Below are 19,448 nucleotides of genomic sequence, written 5' to 3'. Positions count from 1 at the left end.
TGCACAACAGGGCTGAGGAGCCACAGTGCTCGACTCTTGGCTCAGGTTTTTCGCGCAGCTTTTTCCGACATGAAGATTTTCCGCCAGGCAATCTCACATACATGCGTGTCGCTCCCGAAGCGCCAGACATAGAATTTGTGCAGGAGGTGCTTGCGCAATTGCCTTGGTATTACCAGTTAGCGCTGCTGGACAAATTGCTCAGTCCTGAAACCCGCCGCTGGTACGCTGCCAAGGCAGGTGGTGTACGCAACTTTTTTGACTGGCCTCACGGGTAACTAAACCCCTTAATCAACGTCAACTCCCCCACCGCCCGCATCGGCACCAGGAACGTCTCCATCTTCTCATTCGGCGTCCCTTCCTCCGTAATCACCGTCACCTGTGCCGTGGTCAGCGGCTGAACCGCCTCCTCCTGCCCTTCCTCATCACTCCGATACCCACCCCCGAAGTAATTCACATACACCAAATACTGCCCCTTGATCGGCGCCGGCATAGCGAAAATCTCCGGCCCGTACCCGGTCGTAACATCAACATCCAGCGCCGCGCCATTTGGCACAACCCGATCGCCGTACCAGATGTGCGCGCCGTCAGGCGTGATGAGGTGCAAGTCCAGATCCGTGCCGTCACTATCCCAAGCCAGCAACACCCGCAACTTGGCCGGCGTAGCGCCGCCACTGGCGTTGAGAAATTGCGTGCGATGCCGCTGCTGCCCATCAGGGCTACGAACTTCAACGCTGTTGCTGCCATTCGGAAACGAGAACGGTCGATCAAAGCGCCCAGCCGGATCAATCTTCAGCGGCATGCTGACGCCGTTGACGATCAACCGACCGGTTTCACCTGACTTGGGCATGGCTTTGATCTGACCCATGATACGCGCCGTGTTGGCCTGCCCCACCGGCGTATTCACCGACGACGCCGGGTAGTTAACGGTCTGACGAAAGTTTTCACCTTCCCCCTCCGCCGCGCCGGTGCGCCAGCCGCCAACGGGCGTATCGAGTTTCACGGCGCTCTTCGCCGCAAAAACTGTCGGCAATACACAAAAAGAACAAAGGAACAGGAAGACCTGTGGATAACGGAGTTTCATGGCCTATTCCAGCAAGAGGTGACGGGCGAGCCCTTCGATGTAGGTTTCATCCTGGCCATTCGGGTGTGCTTCAAAGGCCAGGTGCAGGTATTCGTGGGTCAGGTCGAGGCGATCCTGTAGCGACAGCACGCCGCGCACGTAGATGCGTTGGCGTTCGCGGTCGACATAGGGGCGGCCGAATGCCAGACGGCAAACGGCGAAGGTGCTGACGTCGTTGTAGCCGACCTCGCTTTCCAAACGCGCACGCCAGCCGCGGCGTTGCTTTTTTAGCCAGTCTTGCGCGGCGGGCAGTGCTTCGCAGGAGGCGACGGGGTTGTCCCAGCGGCTGAGGCTCGCGCGCGGGTAAGCGTGCAGCAGGATGGCGTCGTAGCGTTGGCCGGTGTTGGCTTGTTCGACGGCGTGCTGCCAGGACAGTTTGTCCGGGCCGGGTTGGTCGGAGTGATAGGTGACGGTGCTGCCGGCGAGGACCAGGTCGCTGGTCCAGGCGGCAATGTTGCGTGATTCGGCGGTGGCCGGGCGTGGGGCGACACGTTGGCGGCTGCTGCTGTCGTCGATGCTCAGGCAGTCGCCGTTGCGCGTGGCGTTTTGCAGCAGGTAGGTGCGGATGGCGACGGCCAGGGCTTTGGCGGCTTCAGCGGGTTCAGGTTTGGCTTCTCGTTGCAGGACGCGGGCGACGTACTCTTCACGGTCCAGACGTGCGACCAGTTTTTCACCCACCAAAAACAGCTCACCATCGCTGTGGATATCCAGCTGATTGCCATTGGCGAATTCAACACGATAGTCGCCCTGCAGAGGCCCGGAAGCCACAACGTGATCCCCGGCCAGAACTCGCCTGATCGGATACCGGGAAAACAGACCGACTTCGACGCAACGTCCCACATCCACGGGCCAATCCACGGGCAACACCGAAGCCAACGCAGCCCCATAATGACGAAGCACCATTTGACTGGTCCCGCGCCCGCCCGCCCAGATCGGCGTGCCGTCCGTCATCCAACCGGCGAACCCGCCCTGGCGCGACGATGGATCCTGATCGCCCAACCAGCTCCAGGTTTTCACCCGTAATCGGCCACCGAGTTCGCCGACAACATTGCCGTCAGCCGCATTGAGCACCACATCGAGCAACACCCGCCGCGCCTGATCCTGCGCCGGCATCACGGCCAGCACCTTCAGTAATTCCGCCACCGACACTCGCGTAGAAGGCTGCAACGAGGGCAAATTCAGCAACCACTCCGGTGCCTGCCGCGCCTGCCAATACTCCCGCCATCCAGCATCAGAAATACCCAAACGCGCAGGCTCAAAATACAAGCCACACGACTTCACCAACGCCTGATCACGCTCAATCTTGCCGCCAGCCGTGCAGCAATAAACTTCCTCTTTCGACTGCCCGCGGCACTCATACGCCGGCTCACGGGCACCGGTGTCCACCAGCCAGCCGTAAACGAACAACTTCCACAAACTGCCCAATGGCGCCTGCAAATCGGCAGGCATTGGCTCGCGGGAAATCACCTGAGTCGGGCTCAACGAAATCAATTCACCCTTGAAGCCCAGACGCAGCGGATCGTCCTGCGCTGTTGCCAGCGCAGGAATCAAACACAGCAGCCACCAGACAAGCGGTCGGGTCATGTCAGTTGACCGTGACCTGGCCGAGGGCCGGTTTCTGTTCCTGGGCCTGACGTTGTGGCGCGTAGACCTGAGTGAAACGCACCGGCGGCAGGTTGAACTGGCCTTTCTGCGAGAAGCGCACCAAGTGACGCAGGCGCAGTTCGCCGCTCAAGGCATCGACTGGAATCGCATAGGCCATTTGCCCCGGCTCGAAACGCGCTTTCTCCAGCGCGGTCGGCTCGGTGCCAGCCTTGCCCATGAGCTTGATGCCCCAGGTCGTGCGCTCGACATCGGCACCCGGTGGCAGCGGCACTTCAATCATCCCGTAGCGCAACGGCGTGGCGGCTTTGCTGGTGATGATCACTTCGTCCAGATACAGCGCGTCACTGGACAACGGTTTGTTGCCCACCGCTTCGAGCTTGAACTGGAACGCTTCGTCACCCGGCACCAATCGAGACAGGCGACGGGTGATGGTCACCGCCATCGGATCAACCGGCGGTTGCTTCGTCTGGAAGCTCAACGCAGCCCGCAACGGACGTTCTTGCGTCCCGGTCAGCGACAACACGGCTGGCACAGGCGAGGCACCCTGCCACGTCCAGTACATCTCACCGGTATCACCGTGTTCTTTCTTCCAGCCTTCACCCGGCGCCAGTGCGATGGTGGGCGATGCCTGCTCGATGCTGCGTTGCAACCAGGTCAGCGCAAGAGCGCGCTCCAGGGTCGATTGCTGCGGCAGCAAACGTTGCAACAACGCTTGAGCGTGCGCCTGATCGAAGGCTTGCAGCGACAGATTCAAGGCTTCGGCAAATGGCTGAGAACTGACCGCTAACCGTTGTTGCGCATCCGGCAGTTGACGATTGAATGCGTCGGGCAAAACCACCTTGGACTGACGCGCCAGCGATGCCGTCAGCGAACGAGCAGCCGCCAAGCCGAGCGCCGAATCCGGATCGCTCATGACAAGGCTGTCCTCGCCATCCTCCATCAGGTTCGCCGCATTCCCCACGCCTGCTTTCGCCAGGTCATCCATCAACCCACTGAGCAACGTGTTGACCGGCAATTGCATCTGCTTGGCGAACGACAGAATCAACGCTCGCTGCAACAAAGGGGTGTTTTTCGCCTGCTTCGAATAGACCTCCAGCACCCGCTGCCAATGCTCCGGCGGCAGGCTCAGTTCCAGCTCTTTGCTGGCGTGCCAGTCGGCGTAATAGGCGTAGGCCGTAAGGAACGCATCCGGCTCGCCGTCCATGCCCCACCAAGTGAAGCTCGCCGACGGCCCGGCCATTTGCACCAGGCGCAGACGGCTGTTTTGCATGATCAGGCGCAAGCGATCGCGGATCTGCGGGTTTGACGACAAGGTCGGATACGCAATGCTCAGTGGCAGCAGACGACTGGCCGTTTGTTCAACGCCGCCGTACGGATAACTCAGCAGATCATCGAGCGCCGAACGGAACAGCGCTTGCGGACTGTCATCCAGACGCAGGCGAATATCGCTGGCGTCTGCCGGCAAGGTCAGCGGCGTGTCACCGCTGGCCACGTCCAGGCTTTGGCTTTGCGTGACCTGCCAGCCTTCGCCGGTCGCGGTCAGGCGCACGGCCAGAGCGTCGGCGGTTTTGCCGTCCTGCACCAGTTCGGCGGTCCACTCGCCCGAGGCCAGCGCGAACGCCGGCAACGCGATGTAGTTGATGCCGTTATTCAGCGTCACCGGCACGCGCTGTTCGGCGCCCGCGTAATGAATCACCAGCTCAGCCTTGACCGGTTTTTCGGCCTGGCTGAACGCGAACACACCGAGGTCCGGTTTGTCGCCATTGCGGAATTTGGTCGGGCCGCTCCACTTCAGGTACAACGGTTTTTCCGAGCGCACGAATTGCTTCTTCTGCCCGACCTGACCGTCATCGGCGATCGCCCGCGCAGTGATGCGCCAGCGGGTCAGCGAGTCCGGCATCTTGAAGGTGAAGCGGGTTTTGCCGTTGGCGTCGGTAATCAGTTCCGGCTGCCACGCGGCGGTGTCGACGTCTTCGCGACGCGGCCGCTCCAGCACTTTCACGCCCCGCTCGCTGCGGTTGGCTTTGCCCGGAGCGCCAGGGCTGCCCGGCAACGCAACGTCGTAGCTGATGAACGACAAACTGGCGCTGGTACGCACGTTGTTACGGCGCGGGTGGTAGAAAAACTGGTCGATGGTCGGCGCGACTTCCGGTTGTAGCGCGTAGACCATTTCATCCACCACACTGACCGTCAGGTGCGCCGGGATCGGCTTGCCGGCGAACTGGGTGGTCAGGTCGACCGACACGGTATCGCCCGGCTGATAGGCCTCTTTATCAGTGGCGATCGCCACGTCGATCTGCGGCGCAATCACCTTGATGCCGGCGTTCTGGAAGCTGTACTGACCGCCCTTGGTGTAAAGCACCGAGAAGGTCAGGTTCGGCGCGAAATTATCCTTCACCGCAATCCGCGCGCGGTATTGGGTGTCACTGAGTTTTTCCATCTTCAGCCAGTCGCCGCCCTTGGACAGCAACGCCGTGGCCTCGACTTTGTCGCGCTCCAGCGACAGCAAGGCATCACTGACGGGTTCGGGAAAGGTGATCAACGCCAGGGCTTCGTCGCCCGTCTTGTACTCGGGTTTGTCGAGGACGATTTCCACGGTCCCCGGCACCGCTTTGACGCCATCGCCAGTGACCGAATGACCGCTGGCGCCGACGACTCGGCCATGGTCATCCTTCAACGTCAGGTTGTAGGTGCCCGGACGGTCGAAGGCCAACGTGAAGCCTTTATCCGTGGCGGCGAGTTTGCCCTCGCCCGTGCTCTGGTCTTCCAGGCGCACCCAGCTGTAGCTGCCCGGCGTGACCGCCTTGCTCTCCTCGCTGCCGCCTTCGTTGGCGTAGCTGAACGCAACCTTGTCGCCTACTGCACTGAAGCGCTGCGGAGCGCTCAAGCGGAAACTCGCGGCGCCACGGTCGATGAGGATTTCCTTGGTGGCCTTGACCCGATACGCCGCGCCATCGCTGGCGAACACGGTGAGCATGTAGCGGCTCGGTTTCTCGGCGGCCGGCAGGTCGAGGGTCGCGTTGCCCTTGGCGTCGGTGGTCAGTTCGGTGCTGGTCAGTTCCACCGGGAACTGCCCGAGGTATTGCAGCTCGTTGTCGACCATCGACAGTTGCTGGGCGCGCAGGCTCAGGGTCAACTTGGCATCGGCTACCGGCTTACCGTCCGGGTACAGCAGCACCAGGCTGCCCTTCACCGGTTCGCCGGTGCGGTAATCCTGCTTGGCCAGGTTCAGCGAGATTTCGAAGTGCGGCTTGATGTATTCGGCAACACGGAAAGCGCTGCTGTAGGCCTGATCCTTGTAGCTGAAACGCAGTTCATAACCGCCCGCCACCGCGTTGTCCGGCAACTGGAAACGGCCTTGGGTGCCGGCCTTGGAGTCGAGCTTCAGCGCCAACGATTGCAGCGCGGTGCCGGTGGCATCGAGCACGGTAACGTTGACGTCGGCAGCGGTCGGCGCCACGGAATCCCGCGCGTTCTTGAACTCGCGGCCGACGATTTTCAGCGACACCCAATCCCCCGGCCGATACAGCGGCCGGTCGGTGAACGCATAGAGTTTGGTGTCGTAGATTTCACTGTCGTAATAGAAGTTCTCGGAGACAAATACCCCGCCCTCCTCGTCCTCGCCGATCACGAACGAACGCTCCGGGCTGACGTGTTTCAGGCGCAGCAAACCATCGGTATCGGTGGCGCCGCTGCTCATCACGCCGAGGCCATCGGTCCACAACACATTCACTTTTGGCACCGAACTGCCTTCGTGTTTGCGCGCGGCCCAGACCACCAGTTCATCACCGGCAATCTTGCTCACGGCGACGGTGTTGGAAACGAAAACCATGGTGGTCGCGCGGTACTTGCCGATCAGCGCTTCCACCAGATACAGGCCGGGTTTCAAGTTGCCCAACGGGATGTACACGTTGCCCGGCGCGACAGTGACGAACTCACTGGAAGAACCGGCGAGGTTCACACCTGTAGGTGGCTGGATCGGCTTGGCTTGCCACAGCGGATAACGGAACTGGCTGACCACTGGCAGGCCCGGGATCAGCGCGAATTGCGGCTGTGCGTCGTAAGGCGTTGGCGCAGCAATCGCGGCACCCATCTTCAGCTCAGGCACTTCCTCGGTGACTTGTTTACGCGACTCGTAGGAAAACGCCCGCTGCATCACCCGACGGGATTTGCGATACCAGTTGTCCCACAGGTACGCGAGGGTATTCGACAGACCTTCGCCCTTGAACTGACCGTCGCTGACCACGCGGTGCAGGTTCTTCTGGCGCTTGAGGAAATCCAGCGGCTTGTCGATGCGATACACCCGAATGTCGGCGCCGCCGTAAGGCTCCATGCGGAACCGGCGATAGTCGCGGCCCGGCGCTTCGAGGCGCACCATCGCTTGCTCGTCGCTGGCGAAACTGCTGTCGGCCAGCAGGAAGAAGCTTTCACCGGCCACCGGCGTGTAGCCGCTCGGCTCGACGGTGTCTTCGGCATTGACCGCCGAGAAAGGCAGCCCTAATACCAACAGCAGAGGCAGAAAACGCAACATGCGGGCACCGATCATTGGGAGAGAAAGTTCAGTCGATAGACGCCGATGAAGTTGGGGTTGGCTGCGTCGGGTATCCATCGGGTGTCCTTCCATGTCATGAGTTGCTGCAGGCTCGCGGAACGCATGCCGTTGTCAGTGGGGGTGGTGGTGCCGGTGTGATAGGCGATGTAGCGGCCCATCCAGATCATCAGGTGCTGGTCGTCGCCCTGATCGAAAAACATCAGGTCGCCGGGGCGGGCTTGCGCCAGATCCCGACCGACCAGATGGCTGTTGAACTGAATCAGTTTGATCGCGTTGACGTACGGCCCGACCTTGCCGCCGCCCTGCTGCCATTGCTGGGCGAGGCCGCGCTGGGCTTCGCTCAATTGCAGCTCCGGCGGCAGGTAGCGATTGGACAGGCCATTGCTGCGCAGCCATTTGTCGTCATGGACTTTCAGCGCTTCGTTGGCAGCGAAACGCACCAGCCCGGCGCAGTCCTGCTGATACCAGCGCGGGCTCGGTCCTTGGGTCAGTTGTTCCTGGGCGATGCGCACGAACCAGGCGCGGAACACCTGGGATTGCTGCGGATCCAGCGGTGCGGCTTCACCGGCAAATGCGCGACTGCCCAGCAACATCGCCAGCAGGCCGAGGCCTCGGATGAGTGCGGTCACAGGGCTTTCCATTCCAGCGGCAGCCACTGCCAATGGCCGTCGGGCTCACTGCCTTCGGGCAAGGTCAGGGCGTATTTGCCATAACCGCCGAGCTTGCGCAGTTTCGGGATCAGGTAAGTTTGCGCGGCGTTGTAAAACACCGGTTCCATATCCTGCGGCAAGCTGTCGAGGGTTTCCTGTTGCATCAGTTGCGCCATGGAATCCGGGCCGAAGTAGACCGGCATCAGCAAGTCTTTCGGCACGACGTCGGCCATTGGCGGAAAGCGTTTGTCGAGGGTGCCGAGGGCCTTGTCCACGAGTTTGTCGTCGAGGGAGAACAGCAGCGTCGAGTCGTGACGCGCCAGGCTCACTTTCATGAAAGCCTTGCCGGTGATCGCGTCCGGTTGCGCGGCGTCCTTGGCCTTGTAAGGACCGAAGTTGGAGCTGACCTGGCGCTGCCATTGATGGGTCTTGCCTTCCTGTTTCTCGGTCACCGGGAATGCATGCTCTTCAACGTTGCCTTCGTAGGCACCGACCATCGAACCGAACAGATTGCCCAGGTCGCCGTCGAGTCTGGCGCTGTCATCATCGTTCAGGCTGGCCACCAGCAGTGGCGTGTACAGCCGCGAATCGGCGTACCAGCACAGGCCGGCGGCACCGGCCATGTGTTCGGTCAGGGACTGGGCCACGTTTTCGTCGGCGCCGAGTTTTACCAGCAGCGGTTTCTGTTGTTCGACGGCGAGCGGCAGGGCCACGCAAGCGCTGGCGCCCATCGGCATGGCTTGCCAGATCGGTTTGAAATCGAAGTCCGGCTGGTTTTCCAGTTCGTCCATGGCGAGGAAGCTGTGCCAGCCCTTGTCGTCCATGTCGAAGCGCAGGCCGGCGAAGTTTGGAATGAAACGCTGGTAACCCATTGCCAGAACGCTGGCGTTGACGGAGAGGCGTTGTTTCACCTCGGGCGTGCGCGGTGGCAGGCCGAAGGCTTCGGGGAACAGTTTCTGGCCGCCGAGCAATGTTTCCAGCGATTGAGTCGAAACCATGCCGCGCTCATCGATCGGGCCATTACTGTTGTCGTACAGTTTCGAAGGATTGGACAGCACCACCAGCTTGTCGCCATAAGAGGCAAACAGCAGCGCTTTGCTGTTGTTGTAGGTGAGCTGATACAGCGGCACCGTATCGCCGGCGACCTTGATGTCACCGAGTTGCGTCAACTGCGAATCATCCAGCGCCACTTTCGCTAGAGGCTCCAGCACCTTGGCCAGACCACCGCGATCCATCACCAACAGGAAATCCTTGAGTCGACCGTCCGCCCCGCGCCACAGCGCCACGTCCGCCGGTTGATCGAAAAGCTGCTCGATCAGGCTGTCCTGCAACTTCAGGTCATGTTCGTAAATGATCCGCCGCAGACTGCCGATCAAGCCAAGGCGATCGGCATGCGCTTCGTAATAGAAGACGAAATCTTCGGTCAGGGTTTCCTTAAGGAATGGCACGGCCAACAAATCCTTGGGCAACTGGCTCAAGGAATGGGTTTCGAGCAGACCGTCCGGGCGGCTCATGCCCAGTTTGTCACTGGCCAACTCTGCCGGTGGCGCTTTGGGTTTATGCATGAACCACCCCAACCCGCCCGCGACACCAGCCACCAGGCACAGCCCAATCAGCACGGCCGGCCAACGACGTGAAGGTTTGGCAGCAGGTACGTCGGCGGCCGGGGAAACAGTGTTATCGCTCATTTAACAAAACCCAATTCATCCGTGGTGCGGGATGTTTAATAGTTGAAAGTCTTGACCAGCAGCAGGTCACCGATCGCGCGCAGGGGCACGATGAAGGTCTCGCGTTTTTCGTCGACGGTGTTTTCGTTGAGCACCAGGTTGATCTGCGAGGTGATGACCTCGTTCTGGTTGCTGGTCTCATCGAAGTTATAGCCGCCGCTGCCGAAGTTGCCCCAATAGTTCACGTAAACCAGATAGGTGCCATGCATCGGCGCGGTCATGGTGAACATTTCCGGGCCCGGGCCATCGACGCCGTCCGGGTCCAGGCCGCCGCCATTGCTCATCGCCGGGCGAGCCCAGAATGCATGCTGGCCGTCTGGGGTAATGATGTGCAGATCGAGTTCGGCTTTCGGATCGTCCCACCCCAGCACCACGCGAATCCGTGCCGGTGTGCGCAGGTTGTTGGCTTCATAGAATTGAACGCGCTTGAGGGATTTGCCTTCGGCACTGCGCACTTCGACGCTGTTGGAGCCCGCACCGAACGCATACGGCCGGGCGAAACGCCCCTGGTCGTCGGTGTACAGATTCAGGGGGTTGCCGTTGACGGCCAGCGTGTGCGGCCCGCGTTGCGTGCCGATGGCCTTGAGCTGGCCTTGGATCATCGTGCGATTGCGCTGCACACCCCGGTCGATGGGCGGTGTCGGATAGGCAACGTGAGGATATTCACTGCGGTCCAGCAGGCCGTTATAGCGCCAGCCGCCGACCGGTTCCGACAGCTCAGCCGTCGGCTCGGCCCAGGCAGCGGTCGCGCAGACCCACCCCATCAGCACTAGAAGAAATGAACGCATGTGACGCCTCCTGCCATGCATAACGAAACCCTGCGCCCGATCCTCGGCGCGTTACAGATCCAAAAACTGCGTTTCGTCAGAAAGACCCGTGACTATTGGGTCGTAGAAGGCGCGAAGGTTAGCCATTCGGCAGTTTTTTAACAATCGGATACATCTACATTTGCGGTCGAAATCACGCACATTTGGGGCTGTGAGCCGATTAGCGAGTTTATTCGGCTCACAAAATGAGCCGAATACGACTATTATTCGGCTCATTGACCCTGGAGCACCTGAATTCATGGCACCTCACTGGACCTGGCAACAGCCCGACTGGCCGAATTTCAACTGGCAAGCTGAACGCCTGACGCCGATGCTGCGCGAATGCGTGCAGGCGCAAGGTCGGCTGATGGGCATGGCCAGTTCCGTGAGTAGCTCACTCAGCGCGCAGAACGAACTGGATGCGTTATTGCAGAACATCGTGACGTCTTCGGCTATTGAGGGTGAACAGCTGAATGTTGGCTCGGTCCGCTCTTCGCTGGCGCGGCGTTTGGGTCTGGAACAGATCGATGGCGATCACGTCAGTCAGCGCAGCGAAGGACTGGCGCAGTTGATGCTCGACGCCACTCAGCACTTTGCGAAACCGCTGACATTGGAGCGATTGCTGGAATGGAACGAATGGCTGTTTCCGGATCAGGACACTGAGCTCGCTGCCCGATTGATGCATGTCGGTGCATTGCGCGGCGATGAACCCATGCAGGTGGTTTCAGGGCGCCTCGACAGACCGACCGTTCACTTCGAAGCACCGCCCCGCCAAGGCCTTGAGCAACAACTCGATACGTTCCTTGCCTGGTTTGAAGCCAGCCGAAGTCAGGACGGGCTCGATCCATTGCTGCGGGCCGGTATTGCGCACTTCTGGTTCGTCACCTTGCATCCCTTCGACGATGGCAATGGCCGCCTGACGCGCACCCTCACCGATCTGGCGCTGGCTCAGGGCGAGGCACAGGCCATCCGTTTCTATGCGATGTCAGCGAGCATTCTTGAAGATCGCGCCGGCTATTACCGGGTACTGGAAACCAGCCAGAAAGCGACGACGGATGTTACTGATTGGCTGGAATGGTTCCTGAAAACTCTATCGCGCAGCTTGCAACAAGGCATGGCGCGGATCGAATCAGTGCTGGGCAAGGCGCGTTTCTGGCAGACGCATCGGCAGTCTGAGTTGTCGACCGAGCAGGCCAAAGTGCTGAATCGCCTGGTGGATGGAGGGGAACGCGGTTTCGAGAATGGTATTAGTGCGGCGCAGTATCAGGCCGTAGCGAAGGTGTCCAAGGCTACTGCCACTCGTCATCTGGCTGAACTGCTGGAAAAGGGCTGTCTCAAACGCCTTCCCGGAGGCGGACGCAATACTCGGTATCAGATCAATTACCCAGATCAATCAACATAATGACCTGCTGCTACACATCCCTGTGGGAGCGAGCTTGCTCGATAGCGGACTATCAGTTACCAATATGTCGACTGACACACCTATATCGCGAGCAAGCTCGCTCCCACAGCGATTACCCCCGCTCATTTGCCCATAACCCCCATGTCTGCTAGTGTCGCGCCGGTTTAACGTCAACCGGAAATAGCCGCCATGGCCCGCAAAAAAGCTGCACTGGATTTCGAACAATCCCTCGCTGACCTGCAAACGCTGGTGGAGCGACTGGAGAACGGCGAATTGTCGCTGGAAGACTCGCTGACGGCTTTCGAGCAGGGCATCGGTCTGACCCGCGATTGCCAGGCGGCGCTGGCGCAGGCCGAGCAAAAGGTTCAGGTGCTGCTCGAGCGTGACGGCGAGCTGGCCGAGGAACCCTTCGACGCGGATCAGCCAGAATGATTGCAGCGTATTCGGCGACCAGCCAGGCCCGCGTCAACGCGGCGCTGGAAACCCTGTTCACCGCGCCGAGCCCCGAGCTTGCGCGGTTGTACGAAGCCATGCGCTACAGCGTGATGAATGGCGGCAAACGGGTGCGTCCGCTGCTGGCCTACGCGGCGTGCGAAGCGCTCGGTGGCAAGGCTGAACAAGCCAACGGGGCTGCTTGCGCGGTAGAGCTGATTCACGCTTATTCCCTGGTGCACGACGATTTGCCGGCCATGGACGACGACGATCTGCGTCGCGGCCAGCCGACGACGCACAAGAAATTCGATGAAGCCTGCGCGATCCTGGCCGGTGACGGCTTGCAGAGCCTGGCGTTCAGCGCCCTGCTCGACCCGCGACTGAGCAACGCTGACGCTGCTCTCACCTCCGATCACCTCCGCTTGCAAATGGTCAGAGCTCTCGCATTGGCCGCAGGCCCGGCCGGCATGGTCGGCGGTCAAGCCATCGACCTCGGTTCGGTCGGTCTGAAGCTCGATCAAAAAGCCCTCGAAACCATGCACCGGCACAAAACCGGTGCGCTGATCGAAGTCAGCGTCAAACTCGGCGCCTTGGCCAGCGGCCGCGCCGAGAAGGACGAACTGAAGTCTTTGCAGACGTATGCGCAGGCCATCGGCCTGGCATTCCAGGTGCAGGACGACATTCTCGACGTTGAAAGCGATACCGAAACCCTCGGCAAACGCCAAGGCGCCGACATCGCTCGTGACAAGCCGACCTACCCGGCCCTGCTTGGCCTGGACGCGGCCAAGGCCTACGCCCAGGAACTGCGCGATCAGGCCCTGCACGCGCTGCGACCGTTTGACGCGGCCGCCGAGCCGTTGCGCGATCTGGCCCGCTATATCGTCGAACGCCGCAGCTGACAGCGTATCCGCCAAAAAAGAGCAACGCGTGGGCAGGGGGCGATGCATCAGGTAAACTGCCGCATCTTTTATACCTATAACGATTCGCCTGATGCCCACGACGTTTCATGAGATTCCCCGCAAGCGCCCGACCACGCCCCTGCTCGACCGTGCCAACACGCCGGACGGCCTGCGCCGGTTAGGCGAAGCCGAGCTGGAAACCCTGGCCGATGAGTTGCGCCTGGAATTGCTCTACACGGTCGGTCAGACCGGCGGGCATTTCGGTGCCGGCCTGGGCGTCATCGAGCTGACCATCGCGTTGCATTACGTCTTCGACACCCCGGACGACCGGCTGGTGTGGGACGTGGGTCATCAGGCCTATCCGCACAAAATCCTCACCGGCCGTCGCGAGCGCATGGGCACCCTGCGCCAGAAGGACGGCGTCGCAGCCTTCCCGCGTCGTTCCGAGAGCGAGTACGACACCTTCGGCGTCGGCCACTCCAGCACCTCGATCAGCGCAGCGCTGGGCATGGCGATTGCCGCCCGCCTGCAAAACAGTGATCGCAAGGCGATTGCGGTGATCGGCGACGGTGCTCTGACCGCCGGCATGGCCTTCGAGGCGCTGAACCATGCGCCGGAAGTGAACGCCAATATGCTGGTGATCCTTAACGACAACGACATGTCGATCTCGCGCAACGTCGGCGGGCTGTCGAATTACCTGGCGAAGATCCTGTCCAGCCGCACTTACGCGAGCATGCGCGAAGGCAGCAAAAAGGTCCTGTCGCGCCTCCCCGGCGCCTGGGAAATCGCCCGTCGCACCGAAGAATACGCAAAAGGCATGCTGGTTCCCGGCACGCTGTTCGAAGAGCTGGGCTGGAACTACATCGGCCCGATCGATGGCCACGACCTGCCGACCCTGATCGCCACCCTGCGCAACATGCGCGATCTCAAAGGCCCGCAGTTCCTGCACGTCGTCACCAAGAAAGGCAAAGGCTTCGCCCCGGCGGAAGTCGACCCGATCGGTTACCACGCCATCACCAAGCTTGAACCCGTTGATGCGCCGGCCGCTGCGCCGAAGAAATCAAGCGGGCCGAAGTATTCCGGCGTGTTCGGCGAATGGCTATGCGACATGGCCGCGTCTGATCCGCGTTTGGTGGGCATCACCCCGGCGATGAAGGAAGGCTCCGACCTGGTGGCGTTCAGCGAGCGATTCCCGCTGCGTTACTTCGACGTGGCGATTGCCGAGCAACATGCAGTGACCCTCGCCGCCGGCATGGCCTGCGAAGGCGCGAAACCTGTTGTGGCGATTTATTCGACGTTCCTGCAACGCGGTTACGATCAACTGATTCATGACGTCGCGGTGCAAAACCTCGACGTCCTGTTCGCCATCGACCGCGCCGGTCTGGTGGGCGAAGACGGCCCGACGCACGCGGGCAGCTTCGACCTGTCGTTCCTGCGTTGCATCCCCGGCATGCTGGTGATGACCCCGAGCGACGAAAACGAACTGCGCAAAATGCTCACCACCGGTCACTTGTTCAACGGCCCGGCCGCGGTGCGTTACCCGCGTGGCAGTGGCCCGAACGCAACGATCGAGAAAGACCTGCAACCGATCGAAATCGGCAAAGGTGTGGTCCGCCGCCAGGGCAGCAAAGTCGCCCTGCTGGTGTTCGGCGTGCAACTGGCCGAAGCGCTGAAAGTTGCCGAGAAACTGGATGCGACCGTGGTCGACATGCGTTTCGTCAAACCGCTGGATGAGGAACTGGTTCGCGAAATGGCGGGCAGCCATGAATTGCTGGTGACCATCGAAGAAAACGCGATCATGGGCGGCGCCGGTGGCGCGGTCAGCGAGTTCCTTGCGCGTGAAAACATCCTCAAATCGATTCTGCACCTGGGCTTGCCGGACAGTTACGTCGAGCATGCGAAGCCTGCGCAGATGCTGGCCGAGTGTGGGCTGGATGAGGCCGGGATCGAAGCTTCGGTGCGTGAACGCCTGAAACTGCTGAACATCTGAATAAATGCAAAACCCCTTGTGGGAGCGGGCTTGCTCGCGAATGCGGTGTATCAATCAGCATAAGTGTTGACTGATACACCGCATTCGCGAGCAAGCCCGCTCCCACATTGGTTTTCTGTACCTTTCAAAATTTGTGTTCGCTTTAAGCACCAACGGACTGCCGATGAAACTCTCCCCCCTCGCCCTGACGCTGACCCTGCTGCCGGCCGGCCAACTCCTGGCGGACACCTTCGAGCGCGATCAAGCCCTGAAACTCCCCGAAGTGCTGATCAGCGCCAACCGTCAAGTCGAAGCACGCAACGACAGCAGCGCCGCCAACACCGTGTTCACCCGCGAGGACATCGATCGCCTGCAACCGAGCAGCGTCACGGACTTGCTGAGTCGGGTGCCGGGCGTGCAGGTCGGGCAAACCGGTGGGCGCGGCAGCCTGCCGGGGATTTACATTCGCGGGACCAAGTCGGCGCAAAGCCTGGTGCTGGTGGACGGTCAACGCATCGGCAACTCGACCTCCGGCGACAGCAACCTGCAACACATCAACATCGAACAGGTCGAGCGCGTAGAAGTGCTGCGCGGCTCCCGTTCGGTGATTTACGGCAGTGATGCGATTGGCGGGGTGATTCAGATTTTCACCCGGCGTGGCGGCGAACAAGGCCTGCAACCGCGCCTGCACGTCGGCTTCGGTAGCAACCAGACCTGGGAGCGCAGCCTCGGATTATCCGGCGGCGATGAGAAAAACCGCTTCAACCTCGGCGCCAGCCTCGATGAAACAGCCGGCATCAATCGCACCCACGCGTCCTATCCCAGCGACGGCGATCACGATGAGTACCGTAACAAGTCAGTGAGTTTGAGCCTGAGCCATGCCCTCACCGATGACATCGAAATCGGCGCCAACGTGCTGGATAACCGCGGCAAAAGCGAGTTCGACAATCCGTTCGGGCGCTTCGACGCCACTACTTTCGAATCGCTCCAGCAGCAGCCTTACAGCGACTTTGCCGTGAGCAGCATCAGCAGTTACGTCGATGCCCGGGTCAACGACCTCTGGAAAACCCGCGTCGAATTCGGTCACAGCGAAAACCGCGAGAAAACACTGGACAAGCTCAGCGATGAACGCAGCGTGTTCAATACGTACCGTGATTCGGTGAACTGGCAGAACGACCTGACGCTGAATGAGCGCAACAGCCTGATCCTCGGCGGCGACTGGTACGAAGACCGGATCAACAGCAGCACGCCGTTCGACGAGGACAGCCGCTGGAACCGCGCGGCGTTTATCCAGCATCGCTACCAGGCGGACAGCTTCTCCACGGAACTGGGTTTGCGCCGGGACCAGAACCAGCAGTTCGGTGGCCAGAACAGCTGGAGCGCCACCTTCACGCTGCCGCTGAACCCGGACAACGACGTGCTGCTGACTTACAGCGAAGGCTTTCGCGCACCGACCTTCAATGACTTGTATTACCCGGATTTCAGCAACCCTGATCTGAAGCCCGAGACCTCAAAAAGCTACGAGCTGCAATGGCGCAGTCAATTGACCGACACCAGCCGTCTCGAAGCTTCGCTGTATCGCACCGACCTTGAAGACGCGATTATTTTTGGCAGCAATTCACGGCCACAGAACGTTGCATCGGCGCGGATCAACGGTTTCGAAGCGGCATTGAAACAGGAACTGTTCGGTTGGCAGAGCAACCTCGGCGTGGCAATCATCGACCCAAGGGATCGCGACAGCGGCCACACCCTGGCGCGTCGGGCGCGGCGGACCTTGAGCCTGGATCTGGATCGGCAGTTCGACCGGCTAGGGCTCGGCGCCAGCTGGCAGGCCGTGAGCAGCAGCTACGACGATGAGAACAATCAGCAGCCGTTGGGCGGGTATGCGTTGCTGGGGTTGCGTAGCAGCTGGGAATTGAATCGTGAGATCAAGCTTGAGTTGAAGGTCGATAACCTGCTGGACAAAGGGTACAGCCGGGCGCTGTACAGCCATGACGGCAGTCAGTATGGGTATCGCGAGGAAGGTCGGGCGTGGATGTTTGGGGTGACCTGGACGCCGGAATTTTGATCTGAAATTTGTAGTGTTCGCACGGGCCTCTTCGCGGGCAAGCCTCGCTCCTACAAGGGTCACACCGGACCTGTAAAGCGAGGCTTGCCCGCGAAGGCCGCACCTCGGTCTCACCGGTCCGGCGCGATGATATGGCACAACTTGGCCGTCGCTTCGATCATCTGCCCGCTCGGCCGTTCCAGCCCCTTATCCGTCACCAACAACAACCGCCCTTGCACCACCGCCGCCACCTGCGGCCAGGCTTTCCACGCATCAAGCTGCGCCTGATCACTGGCCAGAATCACCTCGGGATTACGCTGCAACACTGCCTCGACGCTGACCTGCGGCGCTGGCAATGTCAGGTCGGCAAACACATTCCGCGCCCCGCACACCTGCAGCGCATCACTGATGATCTGACCGCCGCCAACGGTGTACAGCGGTCGATCCCAGACCTGATAAAACACCCGCAACGGTTCATCCCGGCGATAACGCTGGCGCAGCACATCCAGTCGTTGGCGTAATTGCGCGGCCAATAAAACGCCACGCTCAGGCCGACCAAGCTGTGTGGCAATCGCTTCGATCTGCGCGGTCAGTTGTTCGAGGTTGTGAGGTTCGGCGACATACGTGGGGATGTTCAGTCGATTGAGCTGCTCACGCTGGGCCGGGCCGACGCTGCCGGGCCAGAGCAATAACAGATCGGGTTTGAGGCTGAGCAACCGTTCGATGTCCAACTGGCCGTAGCGGCCAACCGATGGAAGACCTTTGAGTTCGACGGGACGCTCACCGGCATCCAGCACGCCGACCAAAAGGTCCGCGGAACCCAGCTCGACAACGATTTCAGAGAGAGAAGGCGCGAGGCTGACAACACGCTCAACGGAAACAGCCGAGCCGCTGACGGCCAGCAGCAACACCGCCAGCCAGACGCGAAACATCAGCCGAGTTGACGCGGGATACGGTAGAGGTAGAACAGCACCGTGGTCGACAGCGCCAGCAACACCAAAGGCACCGCTTCGAGGCCGACGAACACCGCCAACGCACCGATCCACGCCGGCAGGCCGGCGACCAGCAACGCCGTGCGGCGTTTGGCAGCCAGGGTGATCCAGGCGGCGGGCTCTTCAGGGGTATCGAGGGCTTTCTGGGTGGCGATCAGTGCGTGTTTGTAGCCGCCAAAAAATTTCAGGCTGACAAACATCGAGGCGACACCGGCAATGATCAGTGGCATCGCCAGCACCGGTAAAATCGCCTCGCCCTGGCCGAACACGCCATTGATCACGAACAGCGGCAGCAAGGCCAAGGCCAGGTATTGCCACCAGCTGAAAGACAATCGCCGCCGTACCTGACCGCGCGTCACGCCCGGTCTGCCTCGCCCTGATGCTCGTTGCCCATCATGTGGTCGAGCTTGCTGGCCTTGGTGGCCAGGTAGAGTTTGTTGTGTGGGTTATGGCCGGTGTGCAGCGGCACGCGCTCGGCAACCACGATGCCCATGTCGGTCAAGGCTTTGACCTTGCGCGGATTGTTGGTCATCAGGCGCAGGGATTTCACGCCCAGGTGTTCCAGCATCGGCAGGCACATGGCGTAGTCACGCTGGTCGGCGGCAAAGCCCAGACGTTCGTTGGCTTCAACGGTGTCGGCACCGCCATCCTGCAACTCATAGGCGCGGATCTTGTTCAGCAGGCCAATGCCACGGCCTTCCTGGCGCAGGTAAAGCAACACGCCACGGCCTTCACGGGCGATGGCCTGCAAGGCGGCCTCAAGTTGCGAACCGCAGTCACAACGCTGGCTGAACAAGGCATCGCCAGTCAGGCATTCGGAGTGCAACCGGCCGAGTACCGGGGCACCGTCGGCGAACTCACCCAGGCTCAGCACCACGTGCTCGCGCCCGTTTTCTTCATCGAGAAAGCCGTGCATGGTGAATTGCGCAAAAGGCGTTGGCAGCTTGGAAGCGGCGACAAAAACGACAGGCACCGGTGTGCTCCTGATCAATAAGTACTGGAGATTCGCAGAGGCGGCATTGTAACAGCAGGTTCCTGCAGACGCTTAGGCTGAATTATGGGGCATAACGATCAAAAAGTTAGATCTCAGGCCCGCCACTTCCCCTTGTGGGAGCGAGCTTGCTCGCGATATAGGTAGTCCGTTCCTTTCTCTTCCATACTGATATCGCTGGAAGTCAGTTGTCGGCGAGGAAGGAACATGCACCTGTGGGCTACGAATATGCTCGCGCAGCACTCGATGATTACGC

General features: G+C 60.8%; 14 protein-coding genes. 5 read left to right on the top strand and 9 right to left on the bottom strand.

Features of this window, described 5'->3' with window-relative positions:
* Nucleotides 1–265: 265 nt before the first annotated feature.
* Genes EYC95_RS26820 through EYC95_RS26795 form a run of 6 tightly spaced genes read right to left on the bottom strand, consistent with a single transcriptional unit; the run spans nt 266 to nt 10,442 of the window.
* A complete protein-coding gene (locus EYC95_RS26820; protein WP_131063012.1) occupies nt 266–1,081 on the bottom strand; it encodes a YfaP family protein in 816 nt (271 codons plus the stop codon).
* A 3-nt stretch (nt 1,082–1,084) separates the two neighbouring features.
* Entirely contained in the window at nt 1,085–2,704 is a 1,620-nt protein-coding gene (locus tag EYC95_RS26815) for a DUF2300 domain-containing protein (RefSeq protein ID WP_131063011.1), read from the bottom strand.
* 1 nt (nt 2,705) lies between these two features.
* Nucleotides 2,706–7,271: an alpha-2-macroglobulin gene (locus EYC95_RS26810; RefSeq protein WP_131063034.1), complete on the bottom strand. Its 4,566-nt coding sequence runs from the start codon at nt 7,269–7,271 to the stop codon at nt 2,706–2,708.
* Nucleotides 7,268–7,918: a DUF1175 domain-containing protein gene (locus EYC95_RS26805; RefSeq protein ID WP_131063010.1), complete on the bottom strand. Its 651-nt coding sequence runs from the start codon at nt 7,916–7,918 to the stop codon at nt 7,268–7,270. The genes EYC95_RS26810 and EYC95_RS26805 overlap by 4 nt, the downstream gene beginning before the upstream one ends.
* A complete protein-coding gene (locus EYC95_RS26800; protein WP_131063009.1) occupies nt 7,903–9,615 on the bottom strand; it encodes a DUF2138 domain-containing protein in 1,713 nt (570 codons plus the stop codon). Before EYC95_RS26800 ends, EYC95_RS26805 begins: the two co-directional genes overlap by 16 nt.
* Nucleotides 9,616–9,650: 35 nt before the next feature.
* Entirely contained in the window at nt 9,651–10,442 is a 792-nt protein-coding gene (locus EYC95_RS26795) for a YfaP family protein (protein WP_131063008.1), read from the bottom strand.
* Between the two features lie 277 nt (nt 10,443–10,719).
* On the opposite strand from EYC95_RS26795, the gene EYC95_RS26790 reads away from it, so the two are divergent.
* The 5 genes from EYC95_RS26790 to EYC95_RS26765 all read left to right on the top strand — a co-directional run bounded on the left by EYC95_RS26790 (nt 10,720) and on the right by EYC95_RS26765 (nt 17,230).
* Entirely contained in the window at nt 10,720–11,862 is a 1,143-nt protein-coding gene (locus tag EYC95_RS26790; RefSeq protein ID WP_131063007.1) for a Fic family protein, read from the top strand.
* A 189-nt stretch (nt 11,863–12,051) separates the two neighbouring features.
* Entirely contained in the window at nt 12,052–12,294 is a 243-nt protein-coding gene (locus EYC95_RS26785; protein WP_007894317.1) for an exodeoxyribonuclease VII small subunit, read from the top strand.
* Entirely contained in the window at nt 12,291–13,193 is a 903-nt protein-coding gene (ispA, locus tag EYC95_RS26780) for a (2E,6E)-farnesyl diphosphate synthase (protein ID WP_131063006.1), read from the top strand. Before EYC95_RS26785 ends, ispA begins: the two co-directional genes overlap by 4 nt.
* 91 nt (nt 13,194–13,284) lie before the next feature.
* Nucleotides 13,285–15,183 (top strand): 1-deoxy-D-xylulose-5-phosphate synthase, encoded by a 1,899-nt coding sequence (gene dxs / locus EYC95_RS26775; protein ID WP_131063005.1) that lies wholly within the window; start codon nt 13,285–13,287, stop codon nt 15,181–15,183.
* Between the two features lie 163 nt (nt 15,184–15,346).
* The gene (locus EYC95_RS26765) at nt 15,347–17,230 is read left to right on the top strand and encodes a TonB-dependent receptor domain-containing protein (RefSeq protein ID WP_131063004.1); all 1,884 of its coding nucleotides are present in this window, start codon (nt 15,347–15,349) and stop codon (nt 17,228–17,230) included.
* A gap of 110 nt (nt 17,231–17,340) precedes the next feature.
* Here EYC95_RS26765 and EYC95_RS26760 read toward each other — a convergent pair whose 3' ends face one another.
* The 3 genes from EYC95_RS26760 to ribA are packed head-to-tail and all read right to left on the bottom strand — an operon-like array spanning nt 17,341 to nt 19,174.
* Complete coding sequence (locus tag EYC95_RS26760; protein WP_131063003.1) at nt 17,341–18,141, bottom strand: cobalamin-binding protein; 801 nt, start codon at nt 18,139–18,141, stop codon at nt 17,341–17,343.
* Nucleotides 18,141–18,560, bottom strand: coding sequence for an MFS transporter (locus EYC95_RS26755; RefSeq protein ID WP_131063002.1), 420 nt, complete (start codon nt 18,558–18,560; stop codon nt 18,141–18,143). The genes EYC95_RS26760 and EYC95_RS26755 overlap by 1 nt, the downstream gene beginning before the upstream one ends.
* Nucleotides 18,557–19,174 (bottom strand): GTP cyclohydrolase II, encoded by a 618-nt coding sequence (gene ribA / locus EYC95_RS26750; protein ID WP_027924335.1) that lies wholly within the window; start codon nt 19,172–19,174, stop codon nt 18,557–18,559. Before ribA ends, EYC95_RS26755 begins: the two co-directional genes overlap by 4 nt.
* Nucleotides 19,175–19,448: the final 274 nt, after the last annotated feature.

The organism is Pseudomonas sp. BGI-2 (genome assembly GCF_004310295.1).
Lineage (GTDB): Bacteria > Pseudomonadota > Gammaproteobacteria > Pseudomonadales > Pseudomonadaceae > Aquipseudomonas.
The sequence above is the reverse complement of the archived record's forward strand: the minus strand, read 5'-3'. Positions and strand labels throughout refer to the sequence as shown.